The organism is Variovorax sp. P2_H12 (assembly GCF_056403395.1).
The window spans coordinates 23,129-42,894 of sequence record NZ_JBFUFO010000047.1; the positions used below are offsets into that span (position 1 = coordinate 23,129).

At 69.9% G+C, this 19,766-nt stretch carries 17 protein-coding genes, 1 pseudogene and 1 riboswitch; of the genes and pseudogenes, 14 read left to right on the forward strand and 4 right to left on the reverse strand.

The window, feature by feature from the left end:
* Positions 1-12 precede the first annotated feature (12 nt).
* The 9 genes from AC1DYK_RS29545 to AC1DYK_RS29585 all read left to right on the forward strand — a co-directional run bounded on the left by AC1DYK_RS29545 (position 13) and on the right by AC1DYK_RS29585 (position 9,908).
* The gene (locus AC1DYK_RS29545) at positions 13-612 is read left to right on the forward strand and encodes a HutD/Ves family protein (RefSeq protein WP_478169544.1); all 600 of its coding nucleotides are present in this window, start codon (positions 13-15) and stop codon (positions 610-612) included.
* Positions 609-1,853, forward strand: a complete 1,245-nt coding sequence (gene hutI / locus AC1DYK_RS29550; protein WP_478169545.1) for an imidazolonepropionase — start codon at positions 609-611, stop codon at positions 1,851-1,853. Before AC1DYK_RS29545 ends, hutI begins: the two co-directional genes overlap by 4 nt.
* Positions 1,850-3,232: a formimidoylglutamate deiminase gene (locus AC1DYK_RS29555; protein WP_478169546.1), complete on the forward strand. Its 1,383-nt coding sequence runs from the start codon at positions 1,850-1,852 to the stop codon at positions 3,230-3,232. The genes hutI and AC1DYK_RS29555 overlap by 4 nt, the downstream gene beginning before the upstream one ends.
* A 5-nt stretch (positions 3,233-3,237) precedes the next feature.
* Positions 3,238-4,056, forward strand: a complete 819-nt coding sequence (hutG, locus tag AC1DYK_RS29560; RefSeq protein ID WP_478169547.1) for an N-formylglutamate deformylase — start codon at positions 3,238-3,240, stop codon at positions 4,054-4,056.
* Complete coding sequence (locus AC1DYK_RS29565) at positions 4,053-5,441, forward strand: FAD-binding oxidoreductase (RefSeq protein ID WP_478169561.1); 1,389 nt, start codon at positions 4,053-4,055, stop codon at positions 5,439-5,441. The genes hutG and AC1DYK_RS29565 overlap by 4 nt, the downstream gene beginning before the upstream one ends.
* Positions 5,438-6,571 carry a histidinol-phosphate transaminase gene (locus AC1DYK_RS29570; RefSeq protein WP_478169548.1) on the forward strand — a complete coding sequence of 378 codons (1,134 nt, stop codon included), beginning with the start codon at positions 5,438-5,440 and terminating at the stop codon, positions 6,569-6,571. Before AC1DYK_RS29565 ends, AC1DYK_RS29570 begins: the two co-directional genes overlap by 4 nt.
* Positions 6,568-7,821, forward strand: a complete 1,254-nt coding sequence (locus tag AC1DYK_RS29575) for an MFS transporter (RefSeq protein WP_478169549.1) — start codon at positions 6,568-6,570, stop codon at positions 7,819-7,821. The genes AC1DYK_RS29570 and AC1DYK_RS29575 overlap by 4 nt, the downstream gene beginning before the upstream one ends.
* Entirely contained in the window at positions 7,818-8,864 is a 1,047-nt protein-coding gene (locus AC1DYK_RS29580) for a homocysteine S-methyltransferase family protein (protein ID WP_478169550.1), read from the forward strand. Before AC1DYK_RS29575 ends, AC1DYK_RS29580 begins: the two co-directional genes overlap by 4 nt.
* Before the next feature lie 246 nt (positions 8,865-9,110).
* Positions 9,111-9,908: an SH3 domain-containing protein gene (locus tag AC1DYK_RS29585; RefSeq protein WP_478169551.1), complete on the forward strand. Its 798-nt coding sequence runs from the start codon at positions 9,111-9,113 to the stop codon at positions 9,906-9,908.
* A gap of 21 nt (positions 9,909-9,929) precedes the next feature.
* Here the strand turns inward: AC1DYK_RS29585 and AC1DYK_RS29590 are convergent, their stop codons facing one another.
* Positions 9,930-10,817 carry a LysR family transcriptional regulator gene (locus tag AC1DYK_RS29590; RefSeq protein ID WP_478087876.1) on the reverse strand — a complete coding sequence of 296 codons (888 nt, stop codon included), beginning with the start codon at positions 10,815-10,817 and terminating at the stop codon, positions 9,930-9,932.
* Positions 10,818-10,917: 100 nt separating this feature from the next.
* Between AC1DYK_RS29590 and AC1DYK_RS29595 the strand changes: the two genes are divergently transcribed.
* The 5 genes from AC1DYK_RS29595 (at position 10,918) to AC1DYK_RS29615 (ending at position 17,386) form a co-directional block, all read left to right on the forward strand.
* The gene (locus tag AC1DYK_RS29595) at positions 10,918-11,355 is read left to right on the forward strand and encodes a PACE efflux transporter (protein WP_478169552.1); all 438 of its coding nucleotides are present in this window, start codon (positions 10,918-10,920) and stop codon (positions 11,353-11,355) included.
* An 8-nt stretch (positions 11,356-11,363) separates the two neighbouring features.
* Positions 11,364-11,456, forward strand: a riboswitch (S-adenosyl-L-homocysteine riboswitch).
* Positions 11,457-11,513: 57 nt separating this feature from the next.
* Positions 11,514-14,228: a methionine synthase gene (metH, locus tag AC1DYK_RS29600; protein ID WP_478169562.1), complete on the forward strand. Its 2,715-nt coding sequence runs from the start codon at positions 11,514-11,516 to the stop codon at positions 14,226-14,228.
* Between the two features lie 55 nt (positions 14,229-14,283).
* Positions 14,284-16,047: an ArnT family glycosyltransferase gene (locus tag AC1DYK_RS29605; protein WP_478169553.1), complete on the forward strand. Its 1,764-nt coding sequence runs from the start codon at positions 14,284-14,286 to the stop codon at positions 16,045-16,047.
* Positions 16,044-17,006, forward strand: a complete 963-nt coding sequence (locus AC1DYK_RS29610) for a glycosyltransferase family 2 protein (RefSeq protein ID WP_478169554.1) — start codon at positions 16,044-16,046, stop codon at positions 17,004-17,006. Before AC1DYK_RS29605 ends, AC1DYK_RS29610 begins: the two co-directional genes overlap by 4 nt.
* On the forward strand, positions 17,003-17,386 hold the full coding sequence (locus AC1DYK_RS29615) for a GtrA family protein (RefSeq protein ID WP_478169555.1): 384 nt from the start codon (positions 17,003-17,005) through the stop codon (positions 17,384-17,386). Before AC1DYK_RS29610 ends, AC1DYK_RS29615 begins: the two co-directional genes overlap by 4 nt.
* Before the next feature lie 231 nt (positions 17,387-17,617).
* On the opposite strand, the gene AC1DYK_RS29620 is transcribed toward AC1DYK_RS29615, so the two are convergent.
* The 3 genes and pseudogenes from AC1DYK_RS29620 to AC1DYK_RS29630 all read right to left on the reverse strand — a co-directional run.
* Positions 17,618-18,805 (reverse strand): amidohydrolase family protein, encoded by a 1,188-nt coding sequence (locus AC1DYK_RS29620; protein WP_478169556.1) that lies wholly within the window; start codon positions 18,803-18,805, stop codon positions 17,618-17,620.
* Position 18,806: 1 nt separating this feature from the next.
* Positions 18,807-19,610, reverse strand: coding sequence for a TetR/AcrR family transcriptional regulator (locus AC1DYK_RS29625; protein WP_478169557.1), 804 nt, complete (start codon positions 19,608-19,610; stop codon positions 18,807-18,809).
* Between the two features lie 13 nt (positions 19,611-19,623).
* Positions 19,624-19,766 (reverse strand): annotated as a pseudogene (locus AC1DYK_RS29630) (ferredoxin--NADP reductase); the annotation flags it as partial.

Here is a 19,766-nt window from a genome sequence, read left to right on the forward strand (position 1 = left end):
GGAGCCGGGCCCGTGGCACTCCACCGCTTCGACATCGCCTCGCTGGCCGCCTCGCCGTGGAAGAACGGCGGCGGCACCACGCGCGAGATCGTCTGCTCGCCGGCGGGCGCGGACATGGACGGCTTCGACTGGCGCGTGAGCATCGCGACCATCGACCGGCCAGGGCCGTTCTCCGCCTTTGCCGGCATCGACCGCGTGATCATGCTGCTCGAAGGTGCCGGCGTGCGCCTGCATTCGCAGGACGGCCGCATCGACCATCGGCTCGACCTGCCGCATCTGCCGTTCGCCTTCGCCGGCGATGCGGCGCTGGACTGCGATCTGCTCGGCGGCACGTCGACCGACTTCAACCTCATGACGCGCCGGGGCCGCGTCAGCGCCGATCTGCGGCTGCTGCGCGAGCGCGACCACATCGCGCCCGCCGAGCGCGGCCTGCTGATGGTCCTCGGCGGCCGCTGGCGGCTCGACGCCTTCGACTGCGGGCCGGGCGAGGGCGTGTGGTGGGACGGCGGCTCGCGCGGATGGCAGGCAGATCCGCAGGACGCCGATGCCGCGCTCGTCGCGGTGCGGCTCGAATCGACAACCCGTACGACCACCACGAGTGGATCCGCATGAACTTCTCCGCACTCCCTTCCGCCGACGGCGTCTGGACGCAGCTGCGGCTCGCGCCCGGTGCACTCGCCGGCGACGACACGCCATGGGCCGAGGCCGCGATCGTCGTGGCCGACGGCAAGATCGCCTGGATCGGCGAAGGCGCATCGCTGCCCGGCCATTTCGCCGGGCTGCGGCGCTTCGACGGCGGCGGTGCCCTCGTCACGCCCGGCCTGGTCGATTGCCACACCCACCTGGTCTATGGCGGCCAGCGCGCCAACGAGTTCGCGATGCGGCTCGCCGGCGCGAGCTACGAAGAGGTGGCGAAAGCCGGCGGCGGCATCGTGTCGTCGGTGCGCGCCACGCGCGAGGCCGACGAGGACACGCTTTACGCACAGGCTGCGCCGCGCCTCGAGCAACTGCTCGCCGACGGCGTCTGTGCCATCGAGATCAAGTCGGGCTACGGGCTCGCGCTGGCACACGAGCGCAAGCAGCTGCGCGTCGCGCGCCGGCTCGGCGAGGCCTATGGCGTGACGGTGCGCACCACCTTTCTGGGCGCCCACGCGCTGCCGCCCGAGTACGCGGGCCGCAGCGGCGACTACGTCGACCTCGTCTGCCGGGAGATGATGCCGGCGCTGGCCGAAGAAGGGCTGGTCGATGCGGTCGACGTGTTCTGCGAACGCATCGCCTTCTCGCTGGCCGAGACCGAGCGCGTGTTCCAGGCGGCCAGGGCGCTCGGGCTCCCGGTCAAGCTGCACGCCGAGCAACTGTCGGACATGGGCGGGGCCGCGCTGGCGGCGCGCTACGGCGCGCTGTCCTGCGATCACATCGAGCACCTGTCGGCCGAAGGCATCGCGGCGATGCGCGAGTCCGGCACGGTGGCCGTGCTGCTGCCCGGCGCCTACTACACGCTGCGCGACACCCACCTGCCGCCGATCGAGGCGCTGCGCGCGGCCGGCGTGCCGATGGCCGTTTCCACCGACCACAACCCCGGCACCTCGCCGGCGCTGAGCCTGCTGCTGATGGTCAACATGGCCTGCACCCTGTTCCGCCTCACGGTGCCCGAGGCGCTGGCCGGCGTCACCCGCCATGCGGCGCGCGCGCTGGGCCTGCAGCAGACGCATGGCGCGCTACATCGGGGTCAGCCGGCCAACTTCGTGCTCTGGAACGTGCGGGAGGCGGCGGAACTCGCCTACTGGTTCGGCCAGCGGCCGGTGCGCTGCGTGGTCCGGCAGGGCCGCGTCGCCGTGGAGCAGGCGGCATGACGCGCACGCTCTTCGCGGCCGATGCGCTGCTGCCGACCGGATGGTCGAAGAACGTGCTGCTGGCCTGGGACGCGGCCGGCCGGCTCACGCAGGTGCAGCCCGAGGCCGCGCAGCCGTCCGGCACACCCGCATCGAACGGCCCCCTGATCCCCGGCACGCCGAACCTGCATTCGCACGCCTTCCAGAGAGCCTTCGCGGGCCTCACCGAGCACCGCGCCGAGCAGCAGGACAGCTTCTGGAGCTGGCGCACGCTCATGTACCGCTTTGCCGCGCGCCTCGCGCCGCAGCACATGGAGGCCATCGCCACCTGGCTCTACGCCGAGATGCTCGAAGCGGGCTACACGAGCGTGTGCGAATTCCAGTACGTCCACCATGACACCGGCGGCCGTCCCTACGCGAATGACGCGAGTTTGAGCCTTGCGCTCCTGCGCGCCGCGCAGCGTACGGGCATCGGCTTCACCCTGCTGCCCGTGCTCTACCAGTCCAGCGGCTTCGGCGGCCTGCCGCCCAACGAGGGGCAGCGTCGCTTCATCCGGTCGACCGAATCGATGCTTCGCCTGCTCGAAGCGCTGAGGCCGGTGTGCGACGCGCAGGGCGCGCGGCTCGGCCTCGCGCCGCATTCCCTGCGTGCCGTTGCGCCCGACGCGTTGCGCGATGCCCTCGCAGGCCTCGATGCCCTCGACCCCACGTCGCCGATCCACATCCACATCGCCGAGCAGACCAAGGAGGTCGACGACTGCCTGTCGTGGAGCGGCCAGCGTCCCGTGGCATGGCTGCTCGACCATGCGCCGGTCGATGCGCGCTGGTGCCTGGTCCATGCCACGCACATGGATGCGGACGAGTACCGGCGCGCGGCGACGAGCGGTGCAGTCGCCGGCCTGTGTCCGACGACCGAGGCCAATCTCGGCGACGGCATCTTCGACTTCGCGGCCTGGCGCCACTACGGCGGTGCCTGGGGCGTCGGTTCCGACAGCCACGCCTGCGTCAACGCGGCAGAGGAGCTGCTGATGCTGGAGTACAGCCAGCGCCTGGCCACGCGGCAGCGCAACGTGGGCGCCGATGGGTCGCATCCCCAGGTCGCGACCGCGCTCACGCTGGCGGCCGTGCGGGGCGGCGCGCAGGCCGCGGGCCGCGCCATCGGCGGCCTGGCGGTGGGGCAGCAGGCCGACTTCGTCGCGCTCGATGCCCGCCACCTCGCGCTGCAGGGCCTGGCCGCGTCCGACATGCTCTCGGCCCACGTCTTCGCCAGCCACCGCACCTCGGCCATCGATGCCGTGTGGGTGGCCGGCCAGACGCGCGTCACCGGCGGCCGCCACGCATTGCACGACGAAGCCGCGGCCGCCTTCGTGGCCGCGCGCACCCAACTTCTCGAGGATTGAATCCCATGAGCTTCACCACACCCGAGCCCCCCTTCCGCTTCCATCCCGGCAAGCGCCCCCTGCTGATCTCGATGCCGCACGTCGGCACCTATGTGCCGCCGCAGCTCGCGGCGCGCTTCACCGACGAGGCCCGCCAGGTGCCCGACACCGACTGGCATCTCGAGCGCCTGTACGACTTCGCGGAGGAACTCGGCGCCTCGGTGCTGATCGCCACGCACTCGCGCTACGTGGTCGACCTCAACCGGCCGCCCGACGGCGCGAGCCTCTATCCGGGCCAGAGCGTCACCGGCCTGTGTCCGGTCGACAGCTTCGACGACACGCCCCTCTATGCGGCCGGCGACGTGCCCGGCGAAGCCGAGATCGCGCAACGCCGCGACGCCATCTGGCAGCCCTACCACCGCCAGCTCGCGGGCGAGCTCGAGCGCTTGAAGTCGCTCCATGGCGTTGCTGCGCTGTGGGACGCGCATTCGATCCGCTCCGTGCTGCCGCGCTTCTTCGACGGCAAGCTGCCGGACCTCAACCTCGGCACCGCCCAGGGCGCCAGTTGCGATCCGACCCTGGCGCAGTCGCTGCTCGATATCGCCGGGCAGGCGCCGGGATTCACGTCCGTGCTCAACGGCCGCTTCACCGGCGGCTACATCACGCGCCAGCACGGCCGGCCGGCGCAGGGCGTGCATGCCGTGCAGCTCGAGATGACGCAATGCAGCTACATGCAGGAGGCGCTGCCCTTCGACTACCTGCCCGAGGTCGCCGCGCGCGTGCAGCCGCATGTGCGGCGCATGCTCGAAGCGGTGCTGGACTTCGTCGAACGTCGCCAGGGCTGAACGGCGTGGAATTCCTCGCCGCGCTGGTGCGGTCCGTCGGCGCCGACCGCGTGCAGACCGGCGACGCCATCCCCGCGCGCCACCACGCCGACTGGAGCGGTGCGCCGCCCGTGGCGCCGCTGGCCCTGGTGCGCCCGCGCAGCACGGAAGAAGTCTCGGCGGTGCTGCGCCTGTGCAGCGAGCGCCGCGTGCCGGTGGTGCCGCAGGGCGGCCTCACCGGGCTCGCGGGCGCGGCGGTGCCGAGCCCCGGCGCCATCGCGCTCTCGCTCGATCGCATGAGCGCCATCGAATCGATCGATGCGGCGGCGTCCACCATGACGGTGCAGGCCGGCGCCACCCTGTCGGCGGTACAGGAGGCCGCCGCCGCGCAGGGCCTGCAGTTCGGCGTCGACCTCGGCGCGCGCGGCTCCTGCCAGATCGGCGGCAACCTGTCGACCAATGCCGGCGGCAACGGCGTGCTGCAGTTCGGCATGATGCGCGAGCAGACGCTGGGCCTCGAGGTGGTGCTGGCCGACGGCAGCGTGCTGCCGATGCTGCGGCCCATGCTCAAGAACAACACGGGCTACGACCTGAAGCAGTTCTTCATCGGCGCCGAGGGCACGCTGGGCGTGATCACGCGCGCGGTGCTGCGCCTGTACCCGGCGCCCCGCGCACGCGCGACCGCGTGGGTCGCGCTCACCGATTTCGACGCCGCGCTGGCGCTGCTGGGCCGGCTGCAGGCGCGCTTCCCGCGCGCGGTGGCGGCCTTCGAACTCATGTGGCGCGACTTCGTCGAGACCTCGCTGAAATGGCAGCGGCTGCGCGAGCCTTTCGAGGCGGTGCATCCGCTCGCGGCGCTGGTCGACGTGGTTGGCGACGACGAGGCCTCGCTGCGTACGGCCCTCGAAGAGACGCTGGGCGAGGCGATGGAAGCCGGGCAGGCGAGCGATGCGGCCATCGCCCAGTCCCAGGCGCAGGTCCACGCGTTCTGGAAGATCCGCGAGGCCACCGCCGAGCTGCCGGTGCACATGCATCCGCCGATCAATTTCGACGTCAGTCTCCCGATGGCCGAGATCGGCCGTTTCGCCAACGCCTGCCGCGCTGCCTTCGATGCGCGCTGGCCGGGCCACCATTCCCTGTTCTTCGGCCATGTGGGCGACAGCAACCTGCACATCTCGACCGACGGGCGCTCGATCGGCGGCCAGGAGGCGCAGATCGAAGCGCTGGTCTACGAGCAGGTTGCCGCGTTCGGCGGCAGCGTCTCGGCCGAGCACGGCATCGGCCTGCACAAGAAACCCTATCTGTCGGCGAGCCGCAGCCCGGCCGAGCTGTCCGCCATGCGCGCGATCAAGCGCGCGCTCGATCCTCTCCACCTTCTCAATCCCGGCAAGGTATTCGACCTATGAACGCATCCCCATTCCACGGCTTCGCCCGTCCCGAAGTCACGCCGCTGCCGCCCTACAACGCCGGCTTGTCTTCCGAGGTGGTGCGCGCACGCTACGGCGTCAGCGAGATCAGCCGCCTGGCGAGCAACGAGAACCCCTTCGGTGCCAGCCCGGCGGTGGCGCAGGCGCTGGCCGGCCTGGCGCAGCAGGTCAACAACTATCCCGATGCCGCCTGCACCGCGCTGCGCACCGCGATCGCCGGGCGCTGCGGCGCCGAGCCCGGCCAGGTCGTGATCGGCAGCGGCTCCGAGGACATCCTGCAGATGCTGTGCCTGGCCCTGCTGTCGCCGGGCGACCGGGTGCTCACGCAGCGCCCCGGCTTCGGCTTGCACGAAATCTTCCCGCGCATGATGGGGGCCGAGGTCGAGGCGCTGGCGCTCACGCCCGCGCTCGAATTCGACCTCGATGCCTGGTGCGAGGCGCTGGCGCGCGGGCCGAAGATCGCGATGATCGCCAATCCGTCGAATCCCGTCGGTTGCATGTTCGATGCGGCCGCCTTCCAGCGCCTGCTCGCGGCCACGCCGGCGGGCACGCTGCTGGTGCTGGACGAGGCGTACTACGAGTACGCGCGGCTCGCGCCCGGCTTCCCGGATGCGCTGGCCGCGCTGCGCGACCAGCAGCGGCCCTGGATCGTGCTGCGCACCTTCTCCAAGGCCTGGGGCCTGGCCGGGCTGCGCGTCGGCTACGGCATCGCCTCCGACGCCGCGCTGGTGCAGTTGCTCGACCGGGTGCGCACGCCCTTCAACGTCAACCAGGCCGCGCAGGCGGCGGCGCTGGCCGCGTGGGGCGACGAGCCCTTCATGGCCCACGCGGTGCGAGAGACCGTGCGGTACCGCGAAACGCTGGTGGCGCAGCTGCGCGCGCTGGCGCTGCCCGGAATGCGGATCGCGCCGTCGGCGGCGAACTTCCTGTTCATCGATCTCGGGCGTCCGAACGGACCGGTCAACGAGGGCCTGCTGGCGCGCGGCATCATCGCCAAGCCCTGGAAGGAGCCCGGCTTCGAGACCTTCATCCGCGTGTCGATCGGCATGCCGGCGGACAACGAGCGCTTCCTGCGCGCCTTGCGCGAGATCGTCGGCGAGGCGCCGTGACCCTCTTCAGGGGCTGGGGCGTGGTGGCGGCCACGCATGTGCTGCTGGCGGTGGTGTTCGGCGCCGCCTACTCCTTCGGCGCTTTCCTCGAAGGCATCCAGGCCAGCTTCGATGCCGACCGTTTCTCGGTGGCCTCGCTCTTTTCGGTCACCGCCTTCCTCTACTACCTGGTGGGTGCTTTCTCGGGCGCCCTGGCCGACCGCTATTCGCTGCGCAAGGTGGTTGTCGCCGGCATCGTGCTGCTGGCCGTGGGGTTCGCGCTGGCCAGCGTGGCGCCGACGCTGCCGTCGCTGTTCGCGGTCTTCTGCGTCTTCGCGGGGCTGGGCGTCGGCCTGGTCTACGTGCCGGCGGTGGCGGCCGTGCAGCGCTGGTTCGTGCGCCAGCGCAGCCGTGCCTCGGGCCTGGCACTGGCCGGCACCGGCATCGGCACCTTCGTCGGCCCGGTGGCGGCCGGCCTGTTGCTGCGCCACGGGTCGTGGCAGACGACCATGCAGATCTTCGCGCTCGGCATCGCGGTGCTGGGTCTGGGCGCGGCCCTGGCGATGCGCGCCCGGCCGCAGGACCTGGGCCTGCTGCCCGACGGCGACGATCCCGGATCCCCGTCGTCGCAGGCTCCGCCGCAGGATGGCGAGCGATTGCGCGACGCGGTCAGGCAGGCGCGCTTCTGGTGGTACTTCGCGGCGATCGCTACCGGCTCGGTCGGGCTCTTTGTCGCGCTGGTGCATGTCGCGCCGGCGGCGCGCGCGCAAGGCATCGCGGCGGACAGCGCCACCCTGCTGATCGGACTGATTGGCGTCGGCAACGTGCTGGGCCGGCTGTTCCTGGGCGGGCTCGGCGACCGGCTCGGCCCGCAGCGCCTGCTGTGGCTGCTCACTCTCGCACTTGCCTTGCTCAACGGCATCTGGCTCGGCGCGGCAAGCTTCGCCGCGCTGGTCGTCTTCACGCTGCTGTTCGGCGCCGCCAACGGCGGCTGCATCGCGCTCTACCCGGCGGTGGCCGCGGGCTGGTTCGGCACCCGGCAGCTTGGCGCGATCCTCGGCGCGCTGTACATCGGCGTGGGCGTGGCGGCGCTGTTCGGCGCCAGCGCGGCCGGGCTGCTGTTCGACCTGCGGGGCAGCTACGCCTGGCCGATCGCCGCCAGCGCGGCCCTGGCGTTGCTCTCGGCGCTGTGCCTCGCCCGGGCCGCACGCTGGCGGCCAAGACCCGGCAGAGCGGTCGGGCCGGCGCCGCTTCCTACAATCGGCCCATGAAGCCCGTCGTCTACACCCGCGCCCAGCAACTGCCCGCCATCCTGGCCCACCGCATCGCCATCCTCGACGGCGCGATGGGCACCATGATCCAGCGCTTCAGGCTGACCGAGGAACAATACCGCGGCGAACGCTTCAAGGACTTCCCGCGCGACGTCAAGGGCAACAACGAGCTGCTCTCGCTGACCCGGCCCGATGTCATCCGCGACATCCACGAAGGCTATCTCGCGGCCGGTGCCGACCTGGTCGAGACCAACACCTTCGGCGCCACCCGCATCGCGCAGGAGGACTACAAGATGGCCGACCTGGCGCGCGAGATGAATTTCGAGTCGGCCAGGCTCGCGCGTGCCGCCTGCGATAAGTTCAGCACGCCGGACAAGCCGCGCTTCGTCGCCGGCGCCCTGGGCCCCACGCCCAAGACAGCCAGCATCAGCCCCGATGTCAACGATCCCGGCGCGCGCAACGTGAATTTCGAGGAACTGCGGGCTTCGTACTACGAGCAGGTCGAGGCGCTGGTCGAGGGCGGCTCCGACGTGCTGCTGGTCGAGACCATCTTCGACACGCTGAACGCCAAGGCCGCGCTGTTCGCGATCGACGAATACTTCGAGGCCAGCGGCGAGCGGCTCCCGCTGATCATCAGCGGCACCGTGACCGACGCCTCGGGCCGCATCCTGAGCGGCCAGACCGTGACGGCCTTCTGGCACAGCGTGCGCCATGCGCAGCCGCTGGCCATCGGGCTCAACTGCGCCCTGGGCGCTGCATTGATGCGGCCCTACATCCAGGAACTGGCGCGCGTCGCCGACGACACCTTCATCAGCTGCTATCCCAACGCCGGCCTGCCCAATCCGATGAGCGAGACTGGCTTCGACGAAACGCCCGATGTCACCTCGCGGCTGCTGCACGAGTTCGCCGCTGAAGGGCTGGTCAACATCGTCGGCGGTTGCTGCGGCACCACGCCGGAGCACATCGCGGCGATCGGCCAGGCGGTCGCACCGCTCGCGGGCCGCAGCCTGCACCGCGCCGCCTTCTACAGCGAAGCAGCCTGAGCTGGCCCCCACGCTCCCTCACTTCGTGTGGTCGCTGCCCCCCGAGGGGGCCGCAGGCCGCCTTGGGGCGGCCCGGCGCCGGCCTGAACCCGCCGCATCCCGGGCTCATGTGAAGCCGGGATGAAGAAGCTCTCCAAACGTTCTTCGCGTGCGCGAACGCGCGTGCTGAAACGTTCTAGCTGAAGGCCGTCGCTGATTGACAACGCGCCGACGCCCTCCCTACCCTGGAACGCAAAGGAAATCTGCATGAACGACAACAAGGCACTGCGATGGTTCGGCCTCGGCGCCATGGCGCTGATGCTGCCGCTGGCCGCGACGGCCCAGCACGCGTTCACCCGCGGGCCCGTCAATCTGCGCGCCGGCCCGGGCGACAACTATCCGCTGGTGGCCTCGCTGGCGCCCGGGCAATCGCTGGAAGTGATGGGCTGCACCGCCGGCTATGGCTGGTGCGACGTGGTGCTGCCCGACGGACTTCGCGGCTGGTCCTATGCGGCGAGCCTCGAGTACGCCTACCTGGAGCAGCGGGTGCCGCTGGCGACCTATGGCGCGATCATCGGCGTGCCGCTCGTGACCTTCGCGATCGGCAGCTACTGGTCCAACTACTACCGCGACCGGCCCTGGTACAACCAGCCGCGCTGGTGGGGCGGCCGGCCGCCGCCGCCACCGGTTCCGGGCTGGCGCCCGCCACCGCCGCCGGTGCCGGGCTGGCGTCCCAACCCCTGGCCGGGCTATCAGCCGCATCCGCCGGGCTTCCGTCCGCCGCCCGCACCCGGCTTCCGCCCGCCTCCGGTGCCGGGCATCCGCCCGCTGCCGTCTTCGGGCGTGCGTCCGCCCCAGGGCTGGGGGCAGCAGCCGGGCGTGCGCCCGCCCGGCCAAGGCGCCCAGACCGGCGGACGACCGCCGGGGCACGGTGGAGGAGGGGGCCACGGAGGCGGGGGGCATGGTGGTGGGGGCAACGGCGGTGGCCATGGAGGTGGCCAGGGCGGCGGTCATGGCGGCGGTCATGGCGGCGGTCATGGCGGGCGCGGCGGTCCCGACCGATAGACGGAGCCGGCCGGCGCGCCTTCAGTCCTTCTTGCGGGCGATCAGCGCCACGAAGCGCTGGGCGCCCAGGCCCAGCGGCCGCTCGCGCGACCACACGACGTCGACCCACAGGTCGAGCCCGTTGGACAGGTTCTCGAACGGAATCTCGACCAGCGCGCCCGCCGCCACGTGCGGCCGGGCGAAGTTGCGCGGCAGCCAGCCCCAGCCCAGGCCGGCGGTGATCAGGCTCAGGGCGGCCAGCGCGTTGTCGGTGCGCCAGACGTGCCGTGCGAAGACGAAGCGCGGGTCGCTGGTGGCCAGGTCACGGCCGGCGACCACGATCTGCCGCGTGGTCGTCAGGTGCTCCTCGCGCAGCCGGCCGCCGGCGGCGGCCAGCACCGGGTGGTCGGGCGCCATCACGGCCACCATGGTGTCGCTGGCCACCTCCTGAAACCCCTCCCGGCCGTCCAGGCTGGGACGCTCGAACACCAGCGCCAGCTGCGCCCGGCCGCTGTGCAGCAGCGCCAGCGCATCGGCTTGCGGCGCGGCCAGCACCTCGACCTCCAGCAGCGGGTATTCGTTCGCCAGGGCGGCCAGCGGGCCGCTCCAGGGCGCCGCGAGCAACTCGGGCGCGATCGCGAGCGTGAGCCGGTTCTCCAGCCCCTGTGTGAGCGCCAGCGCCTGCACCTGGAGCTGCTTGAGCTGCGCCGCCAGCAGGCGCGCCTGCGGTTCCAGCGAACGCGCCGCCTCGGTGGGCTGCGGTTCCCGGCCGCTGCGGTCGAAGAGCAGCAGATCGAGCTCGGCCTCGAGATTGGCGATCGCCATGCTGACCGCGGAGGGCACCCGGCCCAGGGCCCGCGCCGCGGCCGAGAAAGAACCGTGGTCGATGACCGCGAGGAACACCTCCACGTTGTCGCTGGAAAAGCTCATGTGGTCCGACCTATCAATTAACTTGAAAGAAGATGACTTTATATGTCAGTCAAACAAATATAAAGTACCCATCAACACCAACCAACACGGGATCGATTTCATGCAAGGGCTCAAACGCCGCTTCGTCTACATCAGCCTCTACGAGGGCATCGCCATCGTCGTGGCCAGCGCGGGGCTGGCGCTGATGTCGGGCCAGGGCCTGGGCCACTCGGGCGTGCTGGCGGTCATCGCCTCGGTCATCGCAGTGCTCTGGAACCTCACGTTCAACGCCCTGTTCGAGCGCTGGGAATCGCGCCAGGCCGTGCGCGGCCGCAGCGTGCGCCGCCGCGTCGCCCACGCGATCGGCTTCGAGGGCGGCCTGGTGGCCTTTCTGGTGCCGATCTTCGCCTGGTGGCTGGACGTGAGCCTGTGGGAGGCGCTGGTGATGGACCTGGGACTGGTGGTTTTCTTCCTGGTCTACACCTTCGTCTTCAACTGGGCCTTCGACGCCATCTTCGGCTTGCCCGCATCGGCGGCCGGCGCCGCCCAGCCGGCGTAAAATCCGCGGCTCCCAAGGAGCGTTGCAGCGCTGCCGTCCATCCGGGCGGCGGCGTCAGGCTTGGGCTTCCAGCCACTGGAGTGCAACGACGCTCGCCTGACCCCGTTTCCACAGGTGAGCCCATGTCCTCCGATCCTTCCTCCGTCGCCGTCCCCCCGATGAAGCTGTCCGGCCTCGAGCCGGTGCAGATCGGCCAGGGCTCGCTGTTCGTCAACATCGGCGAGCGCACCAACGTCACCGGCTCCAAGGCCTTCGCGCGGATGATCCTCAACGGCCAGTTCGAGGAAGCGCTGGCCGTCGCGCGCCAGCAGGTCGAGAACGGCGCCCAGGTGATCGACATCAACATGGACGAGGCCATGCTCGACAGCAAGGCCGCCATGGTGCGCTTCCTGAACTTGATCGCCAGCGAACCCGACATCGCGCGGGTGCCGATCATGGTCGACAGCTCGAAGTGGGAGGTGATCGAGGCCGGCTTGCGCTGCATCCAGGGCAAGGGCATCGTCAACTCGATCAGCATGAAGGAGGGCGAGGACCCCTTCCGGCACCAGGCCCGACTGCTGCGGCGCTACGGCGCGGCGGCGGTGGTCATGGCCTTCGACGAAAAGGGCCAGGCCGACACCTACGAGCGCAAGATCGAGATCTGCGAGCGGGCCTACCGCCTGCTGGTCGACGAGATCGGCTTCCCGCCCGAGGACATCATCTTCGACCCGAACATCTTCGCGATCGCCACCGGCATCGAGGAGCACAACAACTACGCGGTCGACTTCATCAACGCGGTGCGCTGGATCAAGCAGAACCTGCCCGGCGCCAAGGTGTCGGGCGGCGTCTCGAACGTGAGCTTCAGCTTCCGCGGCAACGACCCGGTGCGCGAAGCCATCCACACCGTGTTCCTGTACCACGCCATCAAGGCCGGCATGGACATGGGCATCGTCAACGCCGGCATGGTAGGCGTCTACGACGACCTCGAGCCCGAGCTGCGCGAGCGGGTGGAAGACGTGGTGCTGAACCGCCGGCCCGATGCCGGCGAGCGCCTGGTCGAGGTCGCCGAGACCGCCAAGAGCGGCGCCAAGGACGAGAGCAAGAAGCTCGAATGGCGCGGCACGCCGGAGCATCCGGTGGGCGTGAGCCAGCGCCTCTCGCATGCCATGGTGCACGGCATCACCGACTTCATCGTCGAGGACACCGAGGAGGCCTACCAGGCGATCCTGGCCAAGGGCGGCCGTCCGCTGCACGTGATCGAAGGCCCGCTCATGGACGGCATGAACATCGTCGGCGACCTGTTCGGCCAGGGCAAGATGTTCCTGCCGCAGGTGGTGAAGTCGGCCCGCGTGATGAAGTCCGCGGTGGCCCACCTGATCCCCTACATCGAGGAAGAAAAGCGCCAGGACGAGGCGGCCGGCCGCGACGTCCGGACCAAGGGCAAGATCGTCATCGCCACCGTCAAGGGCGACGTCCACGACATCGGCAAGAACATCGTCACGGTCGTGCTCCAGTGCAACAACTTCGAGGTCGTGAACATGGGCGTGATGGTGCCCTGCCACGAGATCCTCGCCCGCGCCAAGGTCGAGGGCGCCGACATCGTCGGCCTCTCGGGCCTGATCACGCCGAGCCTCGAGGAGATGCAGTACGTCGCCGGCGAGATGCAGAAGGACGAGCACTTCCGGATCAAGAAGATCCCCCTGCTGATCGGCGGCGCCACCACCAGCCGCGTGCACACCGCGGTCAAGATCGCGCCGCACTACGAGGGGCCGGTGGTCTACGTGCCCGACGCCTCGCGCAGCGTGAGCGTGGCGCAGTCGCTGCTGTCGGAGCAGGCTGCGAACTACATCAACGAGATCAACGCCGACTACGACAAGGTGCGCCACCAGCACGCCAACAAGAAGCAGACGCCGCTGTGGCCGCTGGCCAAGGCGCGCGCCAACAAGACGCCGATCGCCTGGACGGGCTATGTGCCGCCGGTGCCGAAGTTCATCGGACGGCGCGTGTTCAAGAACTTCGACCTCACCGAGCTGGCGAAGTACATCGACTGGGGGCCGTTCTTCCAGACCTGGGACCTGGCCGGCCCGTTTCCGGCGATCCTCAAGGACGAGGTGGTCGGCACCGAGGCGGTGCGCGTCTATGCCGACGGCCAGCGCATGCTCAAGCGGCTGATCGAGGGCCGCTGGCTCACGGCCAGCGGCGTGATCGGCTTCTGGCCGGCCAACACCGAGAACGACGACGACATCGTGCTCTACACCGACGAGTCGCGCACCGAAGTCGCCATGACCTGGTACGGCATGCGCCAGCAGACCGAGAAGCAGGAGATCGAGGGCGTGATGCGGCCCAGCCGCTGCCTGGCCGACTTTGTCGCACCGCGAGCGAGCGGCCTGAAGGACTACGTGGGCGTGTTCGCGGTCACCGCCGGCCTGGGCGTCGAGAAGAAGGAGAAGTACTTCATCGACGACCTCGACGACTACTCGGCCATCATGCTCAAGGCCCTGGCCGACCGCCTGGCCGAGGCCTTCGCCGAAGCGCTGCACCACCGCGTGCGCACCGACCTGTGGGGCTATGCGGCCGACGAGGCCTTGAGCAACGAGGAGATGATCGGCGAGAAGTACCGCGGCATCCGGCCCGCGCCCGGCTATCCGGCCTGCCCGGACCACAGCGTGAAGCGGCCGATGTTCGACCTCCTGAACTGCGCGGACATCGGCATGACGCTGACCGACAGCCTCGCCATGATGCCGGCCGCCAGCGTGAGCGGCTTCTACCTGAGCCATCCCGACGCGACCTACTTCAACGTCGGCAAGATCGGGCACGACCAGTTGCAGGACCAGGCGGCGCGGCGCGACCAGAGCGAGGCGGACCTGGAGCGCCTGCTGGCGCCGAATCTTTGACACGGGAAGCCGTTGCCAGGGCGAACGGCGAGCGGGAGTTCCTATTCAGAAGTTGATGTTTGCAGCCACGCACTATGCGGCGCTGGCGGTGTTCGTGGTCGGATGCTGGGGTTTCGGCCGGGCGCTGCTGATGCGCATCGGCGCGCCCATGCGCCGCGATGTGTGGCTCGAGACCGCCATGGCCGCCGCGGCCGGGCTCGGGATCTTTGTCTGCGTCTTCCAGGCGATCGCGATCGCCGGCCTGTTCACCCGGGGCGCGGTGATCGGCGTGGTCGCGGCCGGCGTGCTGGCGGCCGGCCTGCAGGCGCCGGCCTGGCGGCGCGAACTGCGCGCGCGCGAGCGCTCGGCGCCCTGGACCTTCGTCGAGAAGCTGGCGCTGGCGGTGCTCGCACTGACCGCGCTGCCGGCGCTGGTCGAGCCGCTGGCGCCGCCGGCGGCCTTCGACGAGCTGATGTACCACCTGCCCTATGCGCGCGAGCTGGCGCAAAGCGGCCGGCTCGCCATCCACGAATGGCTGCGCTACCCCTGGTTCCCGTACAACTACAACCTGATCCATGCGGGCGGGCTGCTGGTCGGCGACGACGTGCTGCCGCACCTGCTGAGCGGCCTCGCGGGCTGGCTTTCGGTGGGAATCGTCTACCGCCTGGGCGTGCAGCATGCGAGCCGGGTGACCGGCCTCATCGCCGCCGCGATCTGGCTCGGCATCGGCGACTATGAAAGCGCGCTGATCGACATCAGCGTGGCGCTCTTCGTGCTCGCGGCCTGCACCGCCCTGTGGTGGTGGCGCGAGTCCGACGACCCGGTGCGTGGGCCGCGCTGGCTGGCGCTGGCAGCCTTTTTTCTCGGCATCGCCGCGGGTTCCAAGTATCAGGCCCTGACCGTGCTGCCGCTGGTGGCGCTGTTCGTGGTGCGGCGCGAACGCAGGCTCAAGGTCTGGGCCGTGGCGCTCGTTTGCTTCCTGATTCCCTGCATCTACTGGTATGCGCGCAACGCCGTCCTGACTGGCGACCCCTTCAATCCGATCGGCTCGCGCGTGTTCGGCTTCACCAACTGGAACCTGGCCGACTACAAGAACCAGTTCGACGACGTGAAGGCCCACGCCGCGTGGCCCAACGGCTTCCTCTGGGGCGTGCTGTTCGCCCCGCTCGCCCTGCTCTGGAAGCGTTCGCCCGCCGTGCGTGCGGCCGCGGTCTTCAGCATCTATTCGCTGGGCGTCTGGGCCCTGACCTCGCGCTATCCGCGCTATCTGGCGGCCTCGGTGCCGCTGATCGCGCTGGTCTCGGTGGTGGGCTGGCAGGCGCTGCTGGGCGGCCTGGCCGGCTGGTTGCGCCGCGCGCTGCCGCGCTGGAACGCCCAGGGCACCCTCGACCGTGCCGGCCGCGGTCTTGGCGTGCTGCTGGTGGTGATCGGGGTCGGGGGCTCGTTCTACATGACGCGGCGCAGCGTGGCGGCGATCGCGACCACGCCGGCCGAGCGGACGGCCTTCCTCGAGGCGAAGGTGCCCGGCTACGCCGTCATGAACTACCTGCGCGAGCACGCCACCGGACGCGTCTACCAGATCGCACTCAGCGAAGCGACTTACTATGGGCCGGCGCCGGTGTGGGGCGACGCGATCGGACCCTGGCGCTATTCCGACTTCATCGTCCTGCCACCGGTCGAGTTCGCCCGCAAACTGGCCGGGCTGGGCTTCGAGGCGATCGCGGTGGGCGCCGGAAGCGCCCCGCTGCTCGAAGCCCAGCCCGGCTTCCTTGACCATTTCGCCTTGATGTACGAAAAAGCCGGTGCCAAGGCCTACCGCATCCTGCCCATCCAGAAATGACCGATCGTCCCGACCTGAGCGGCCTGCGCATCGCAGCCGTGATCCCGTGCTTCAACGAGGCGCTCGCCATTGCGCAGGTGGTGGACGAGTTCCGCGCCGCGCTGCCCGAGGCCGAGATCCATGTCTTCGACAACAACTCGACCGACGACACGGCGTCCGTGGCCCGGGCCTGCGGCGCGACCGTGACGCACGTCGCGCTGCGCGGCAAGGGCAACGTGGCGCGCCGCATGTTCGCGGACGTCGAGGCCGACGTCTATGTGATGGTCGACGGCGACGCCACCTACGATGTCGGCGAAGTGCGCCGCCTGATCGAGATGATGGTGGAGGGCAATCTCGACATGGTGGTCGGCTCGCGGGTCGACGACCGCGCCGACCAGCAGACCTACCGGCGCGGCCATCGCTTCGGCAACGCCCTCCTGACCGGCGCGGTGGCCAGCCTCTTCGGCGGCCGCCTGACCGACATGCTCTCGGGCTACCGCGTCTTTTCCAGGCGCTATGCCAAGTCATTCCCGGCGGTATCGGAAGGCTTCGAGATCGAGACCGAGCTGACGGTGCACGCGCTCGAACTGCGCATGCCCTTCGCCGAGGTGCCGGTGCAGTACCGCTCGCGGCCCGAGGGCTCGGAAAGCAAGCTGTCGACCTACCGCGACGGCTGGCGCATCCTGAAGACCATCTGCAAGCTGTTCGTGAGCGAGCGGCCGCTGCAGTTCTTCGCCGGCATCGCGGGCCTGCTGGGGCTGCTGTCCGTGATCCTCGCCGTGCCGCTGGTCCTGACCTACCTGCAAACCGGCCTGGTCCCGCGGCAGCCCACCGCCGTGCTGGTGACCGGCACCATGCTGGTCGCGATGCTGTCGCTGGTCTGCGGCGTGGTGCTGCACACCGTGACCATCGGGCGGCAGGAGGCCAAGCGGCTGTGCTACCTGGCGATTCCCGGCGTGCGGCAGCGCGGTCGGTCGTGAAGATCGGTCGCGAATTCCTGTCGTTCGTGGTCGTCGGCGCGCTCGGCTTCGGCGTCGACCTGGGCGTGCTCTACCTGGTGGCGCCGACGCTCGGCTGGTATGGCGGGCGCGTGGTCTCGTTCATTGCCGCGGCCACCGCCACCTGGGCGCTGAACCGGCGCTACACCTTCGCCGATCGGCGGTCGGGTGCATCGATCGCGCGTGAATACCTTCGCTACCTGCTCACCATGCTGGCCGGCGCGCTGGTCAACTATGTGGCGTATGTGCTGACGCTGCACTGGCTCGGCGGCCCGCTGGCGCCTGCGCTCGGTGTCGCGCTCGGCAGCGGCGCCGGGCTGGTGGTCAATTTCCTGACCGCGCGGCACCTGGTGTTCAGGTAGCCCGCGCAGCCGAAGAACAAACACAGCGCCGGTTTTCCCGCGGCCGGCGCAGCCAGGCCCGTTTGTGAAACACCGCGGATCTGGCTTTGCCAGGCCGCTGGTGTTGCCCCCGGCAGGGGGCTGAGGGCCGCGGCTCCAAGCCTGCCCGCGCAGGCTTGGACGGCCCGAAGAGCCGCTGCCTCTGGCAGCGACTCGAGGCGACTACACGAAGTGAGTCAACCTGGGGGCGAGCTAAATGACCACCGGGATCTCGGTCGCCGGCGGTGTGTTGCGGCTGCGTCCGCAGCGCACGATGCCGTCGATCATCACCATCCCGACGCCCGGGATGTCGCCGAGCTGCACGCTTTCGAGCAGGCCGATCGCGGGCGAATGCTGCGCCCGGTCCATGAAGACGAAGTCGGCGTCGCGGCCGACCTCGATCAGGCCGCAGTTGAGCTTGCGGATGCGCGCCGTGTTGCCGGTCGCGAAGCAGAACACCAGCTCGGCAGGGATGTTGGCGATCGAGGACAGCATCGCCACCATGCGCAGGATGCCCAGCGGCTGCACGCCCGAGCCCGCGGGCCCGTCGGTGCCGAGGATCACGCGGTGCGGGCACTTGAGTTCGAGCGCCGCCTTGGCCGCCGCGATGGCGACGCGCTCGTTGCCGTTGTGCACGATCTCGATCGCGCGCGAGGACTTCTCGCACAGCTCGCAGACATGCGCCTCGGGCAGCGAGGTGTGGCCGCCGTTGATGTGGCCGATGATGTCGGCGTCGGCTTCGAGCACCACGTCCTTGTCGATCAGGCCCGAGCCCGGAATCGACGGGCCGCCCGTGTGGATCGTGCTCTGAATACCGTACTTGCGGGCCCAGGCCACCATCTCCTTGGCCTCGTAGCCGGCCTTGACCGAACCCAGGCCGACCTCGCCGAGCAGGCCGACGCCGGCCTCGGCCAGTTCCTTGAAGTCGCTCTCGACCATGCCCTTCTCGATGACGGGCGCGCCGGCCAGCACCTTGACGCCGCCGGGGCGGAAATTGTCGAAGGCGCGCTGCGCCGTGATCGCCAGCGCCTTCAGGCCGACGATGTCCTTGGGCCGGCCGGGCAGGTGCACCTCGCCGGCGGAAATCATGGTGGTCACGCCGCCGTGCATGGTCGAGTCGATCCAGCCGATCTGGCCCTGGCGCGGCGTCCAGTCGCCGAAGACAGGGTGCACGTGGCTGTCGATCAGGCCCGGCGCGACGCAGGTCTTCTTCACGTCGATGACGGTGGTTGCGCCTTCGAGATCGCAGTCCTTCTCCTTGCCGACGGCGACGATCAGCCCGTCGTTGACGACGATGGTGTCGGCGTCGAGGATGGGCTTGTCGATATCGCCCGAGAGCAGCAGACCTATGTTCCGGATGACGACCTTGCCCGACTTGGCGCTGGTTGCGATTTCTGCCATTTCAGGCCTCCCGCCGGGCCGCCCCAAGGGAGGCCTGCGCCCCCTTGGGGGGCTGCGAACGCATGTGAGCTTTGGGGGTCATATTTCTCTCGTGGGGGTGAGTGGACTCTTGTTCGTCGGAAGCTCCGGCATCGACCGTGCGCAGCACGGTCTCGATCACGAAGTTCTCCCAGTGTGCGACGGCTTCCGGCGTTTCGAGGGGCTCGCCCAGGAAGGCCGTCAGCGTGTGCCGGTTCGACGTGTAGAAATAGCCGGTCGACGCGATCAGCAGGTACAGATCGCGCGCCGCCACGTCATCGCGGAACAGGCCTTGCTCGACGCCGCTGGCGAGGATCTCGTGGATGACCGTGATCGCCCGCGACGAATATTCGCGGGCCCGCAGCGACTTCGCGATGTGCCGGCCCTTGTGCAGGTTCTCGGTGTTCAGCAGCGTGACGAACTCGGGATTCTTGCGGTAGTAGCCGAGCACGAAGCGGATCACCGCGGTGAGCGACTCCACCGGCCGGGACGCATCGAGGTCGATCGCGGCCTCGGCATCGTCCATCCGCCGGTAGATGCCCTCGAGCACCGCGATGAACAGGCCTTCCTTGCTGCCGAAATAGTAGTAGATCATGCGGTCGTACGACTTCGCAGCCTTCGAGATCTTCTCGACGCTGCCGCCGTCGAAGCCGTACTTCGCGAACACCTTGGTCGCGGCGCGCAGGATGCTTTCGCGCGTGGCCTGCGCCGAGGCCTCGCGCACGCCGGTGCGGCGCGTCGCGGGCTTGGGTGCGCTCTTGCGCGCGGCTGCCTTGGGCTCGGCCATCGCGGCTTCTTGGCTACTTCTCGGCGAAGGCGCGTTCGACCACGAAGTCGCCCGGCGTCGACGTGTTGCCTTCCTTGAAGCCGCGCGCCTCGAGGATGTGCTTGAGGTCGACCAGCAGGCCCGGGCTGCCGCACAGCATCACGCGGTCTTCGGCGG

Coding starts and splice junctions, on each gene's coding strand:
- hutI (WP_478169545.1), top strand. CDS start 609: ATGAACTTCTCCGCACTCCCTTCCGCCGACGGCGTCTGGACGCAGCTG.
- AC1DYK_RS29555 (WP_478169546.1), top strand. CDS start 1,850: ATGACGCGCACGCTCTTCGCGGCCGATGCGCTGCTGCCGACCGGATGG.
- hutG (WP_478169547.1), top strand. CDS start 3,238: ATGAGCTTCACCACACCCGAGCCCCCCTTCCGCTTCCATCCCGGCAAG.
- AC1DYK_RS29570 (WP_478169548.1), top strand. CDS start 5,438: ATGAACGCATCCCCATTCCACGGCTTCGCCCGTCCCGAAGTCACGCCG.
- AC1DYK_RS29580 (WP_478169550.1), top strand. CDS start 7,818: ATGAAGCCCGTCGTCTACACCCGCGCCCAGCAACTGCCCGCCATCCTG.
- AC1DYK_RS29585 (WP_478169551.1), top strand. CDS start 9,111: ATGAACGACAACAAGGCACTGCGATGGTTCGGCCTCGGCGCCATGGCG.
- AC1DYK_RS29590 (WP_478087876.1), bottom strand. CDS start 10,817: ATGAGCTTTTCCAGCGACAACGTGGAGGTGTTCCTCGCGGTCATCGAC.
- AC1DYK_RS29595 (WP_478169552.1), top strand. CDS start 10,918: ATGCAAGGGCTCAAACGCCGCTTCGTCTACATCAGCCTCTACGAGGGC.
- metH (WP_478169562.1), top strand. CDS start 11,514: ATGAAGCTGTCCGGCCTCGAGCCGGTGCAGATCGGCCAGGGCTCGCTG.
- AC1DYK_RS29605 (WP_478169553.1), top strand. CDS start 14,284: ATGTTTGCAGCCACGCACTATGCGGCGCTGGCGGTGTTCGTGGTCGGA.
- AC1DYK_RS29610 (WP_478169554.1), top strand. CDS start 16,044: ATGACCGATCGTCCCGACCTGAGCGGCCTGCGCATCGCAGCCGTGATC.
- AC1DYK_RS29620 (WP_478169556.1), bottom strand. CDS start 18,805: ATGGCAGAAATCGCAACCAGCGCCAAGTCGGGCAAGGTCGTCATCCGG.
- AC1DYK_RS29625 (WP_478169557.1), bottom strand. CDS start 19,610: ATGGCCGAGCCCAAGGCAGCCGCGCGCAAGAGCGCACCCAAGCCCGCG.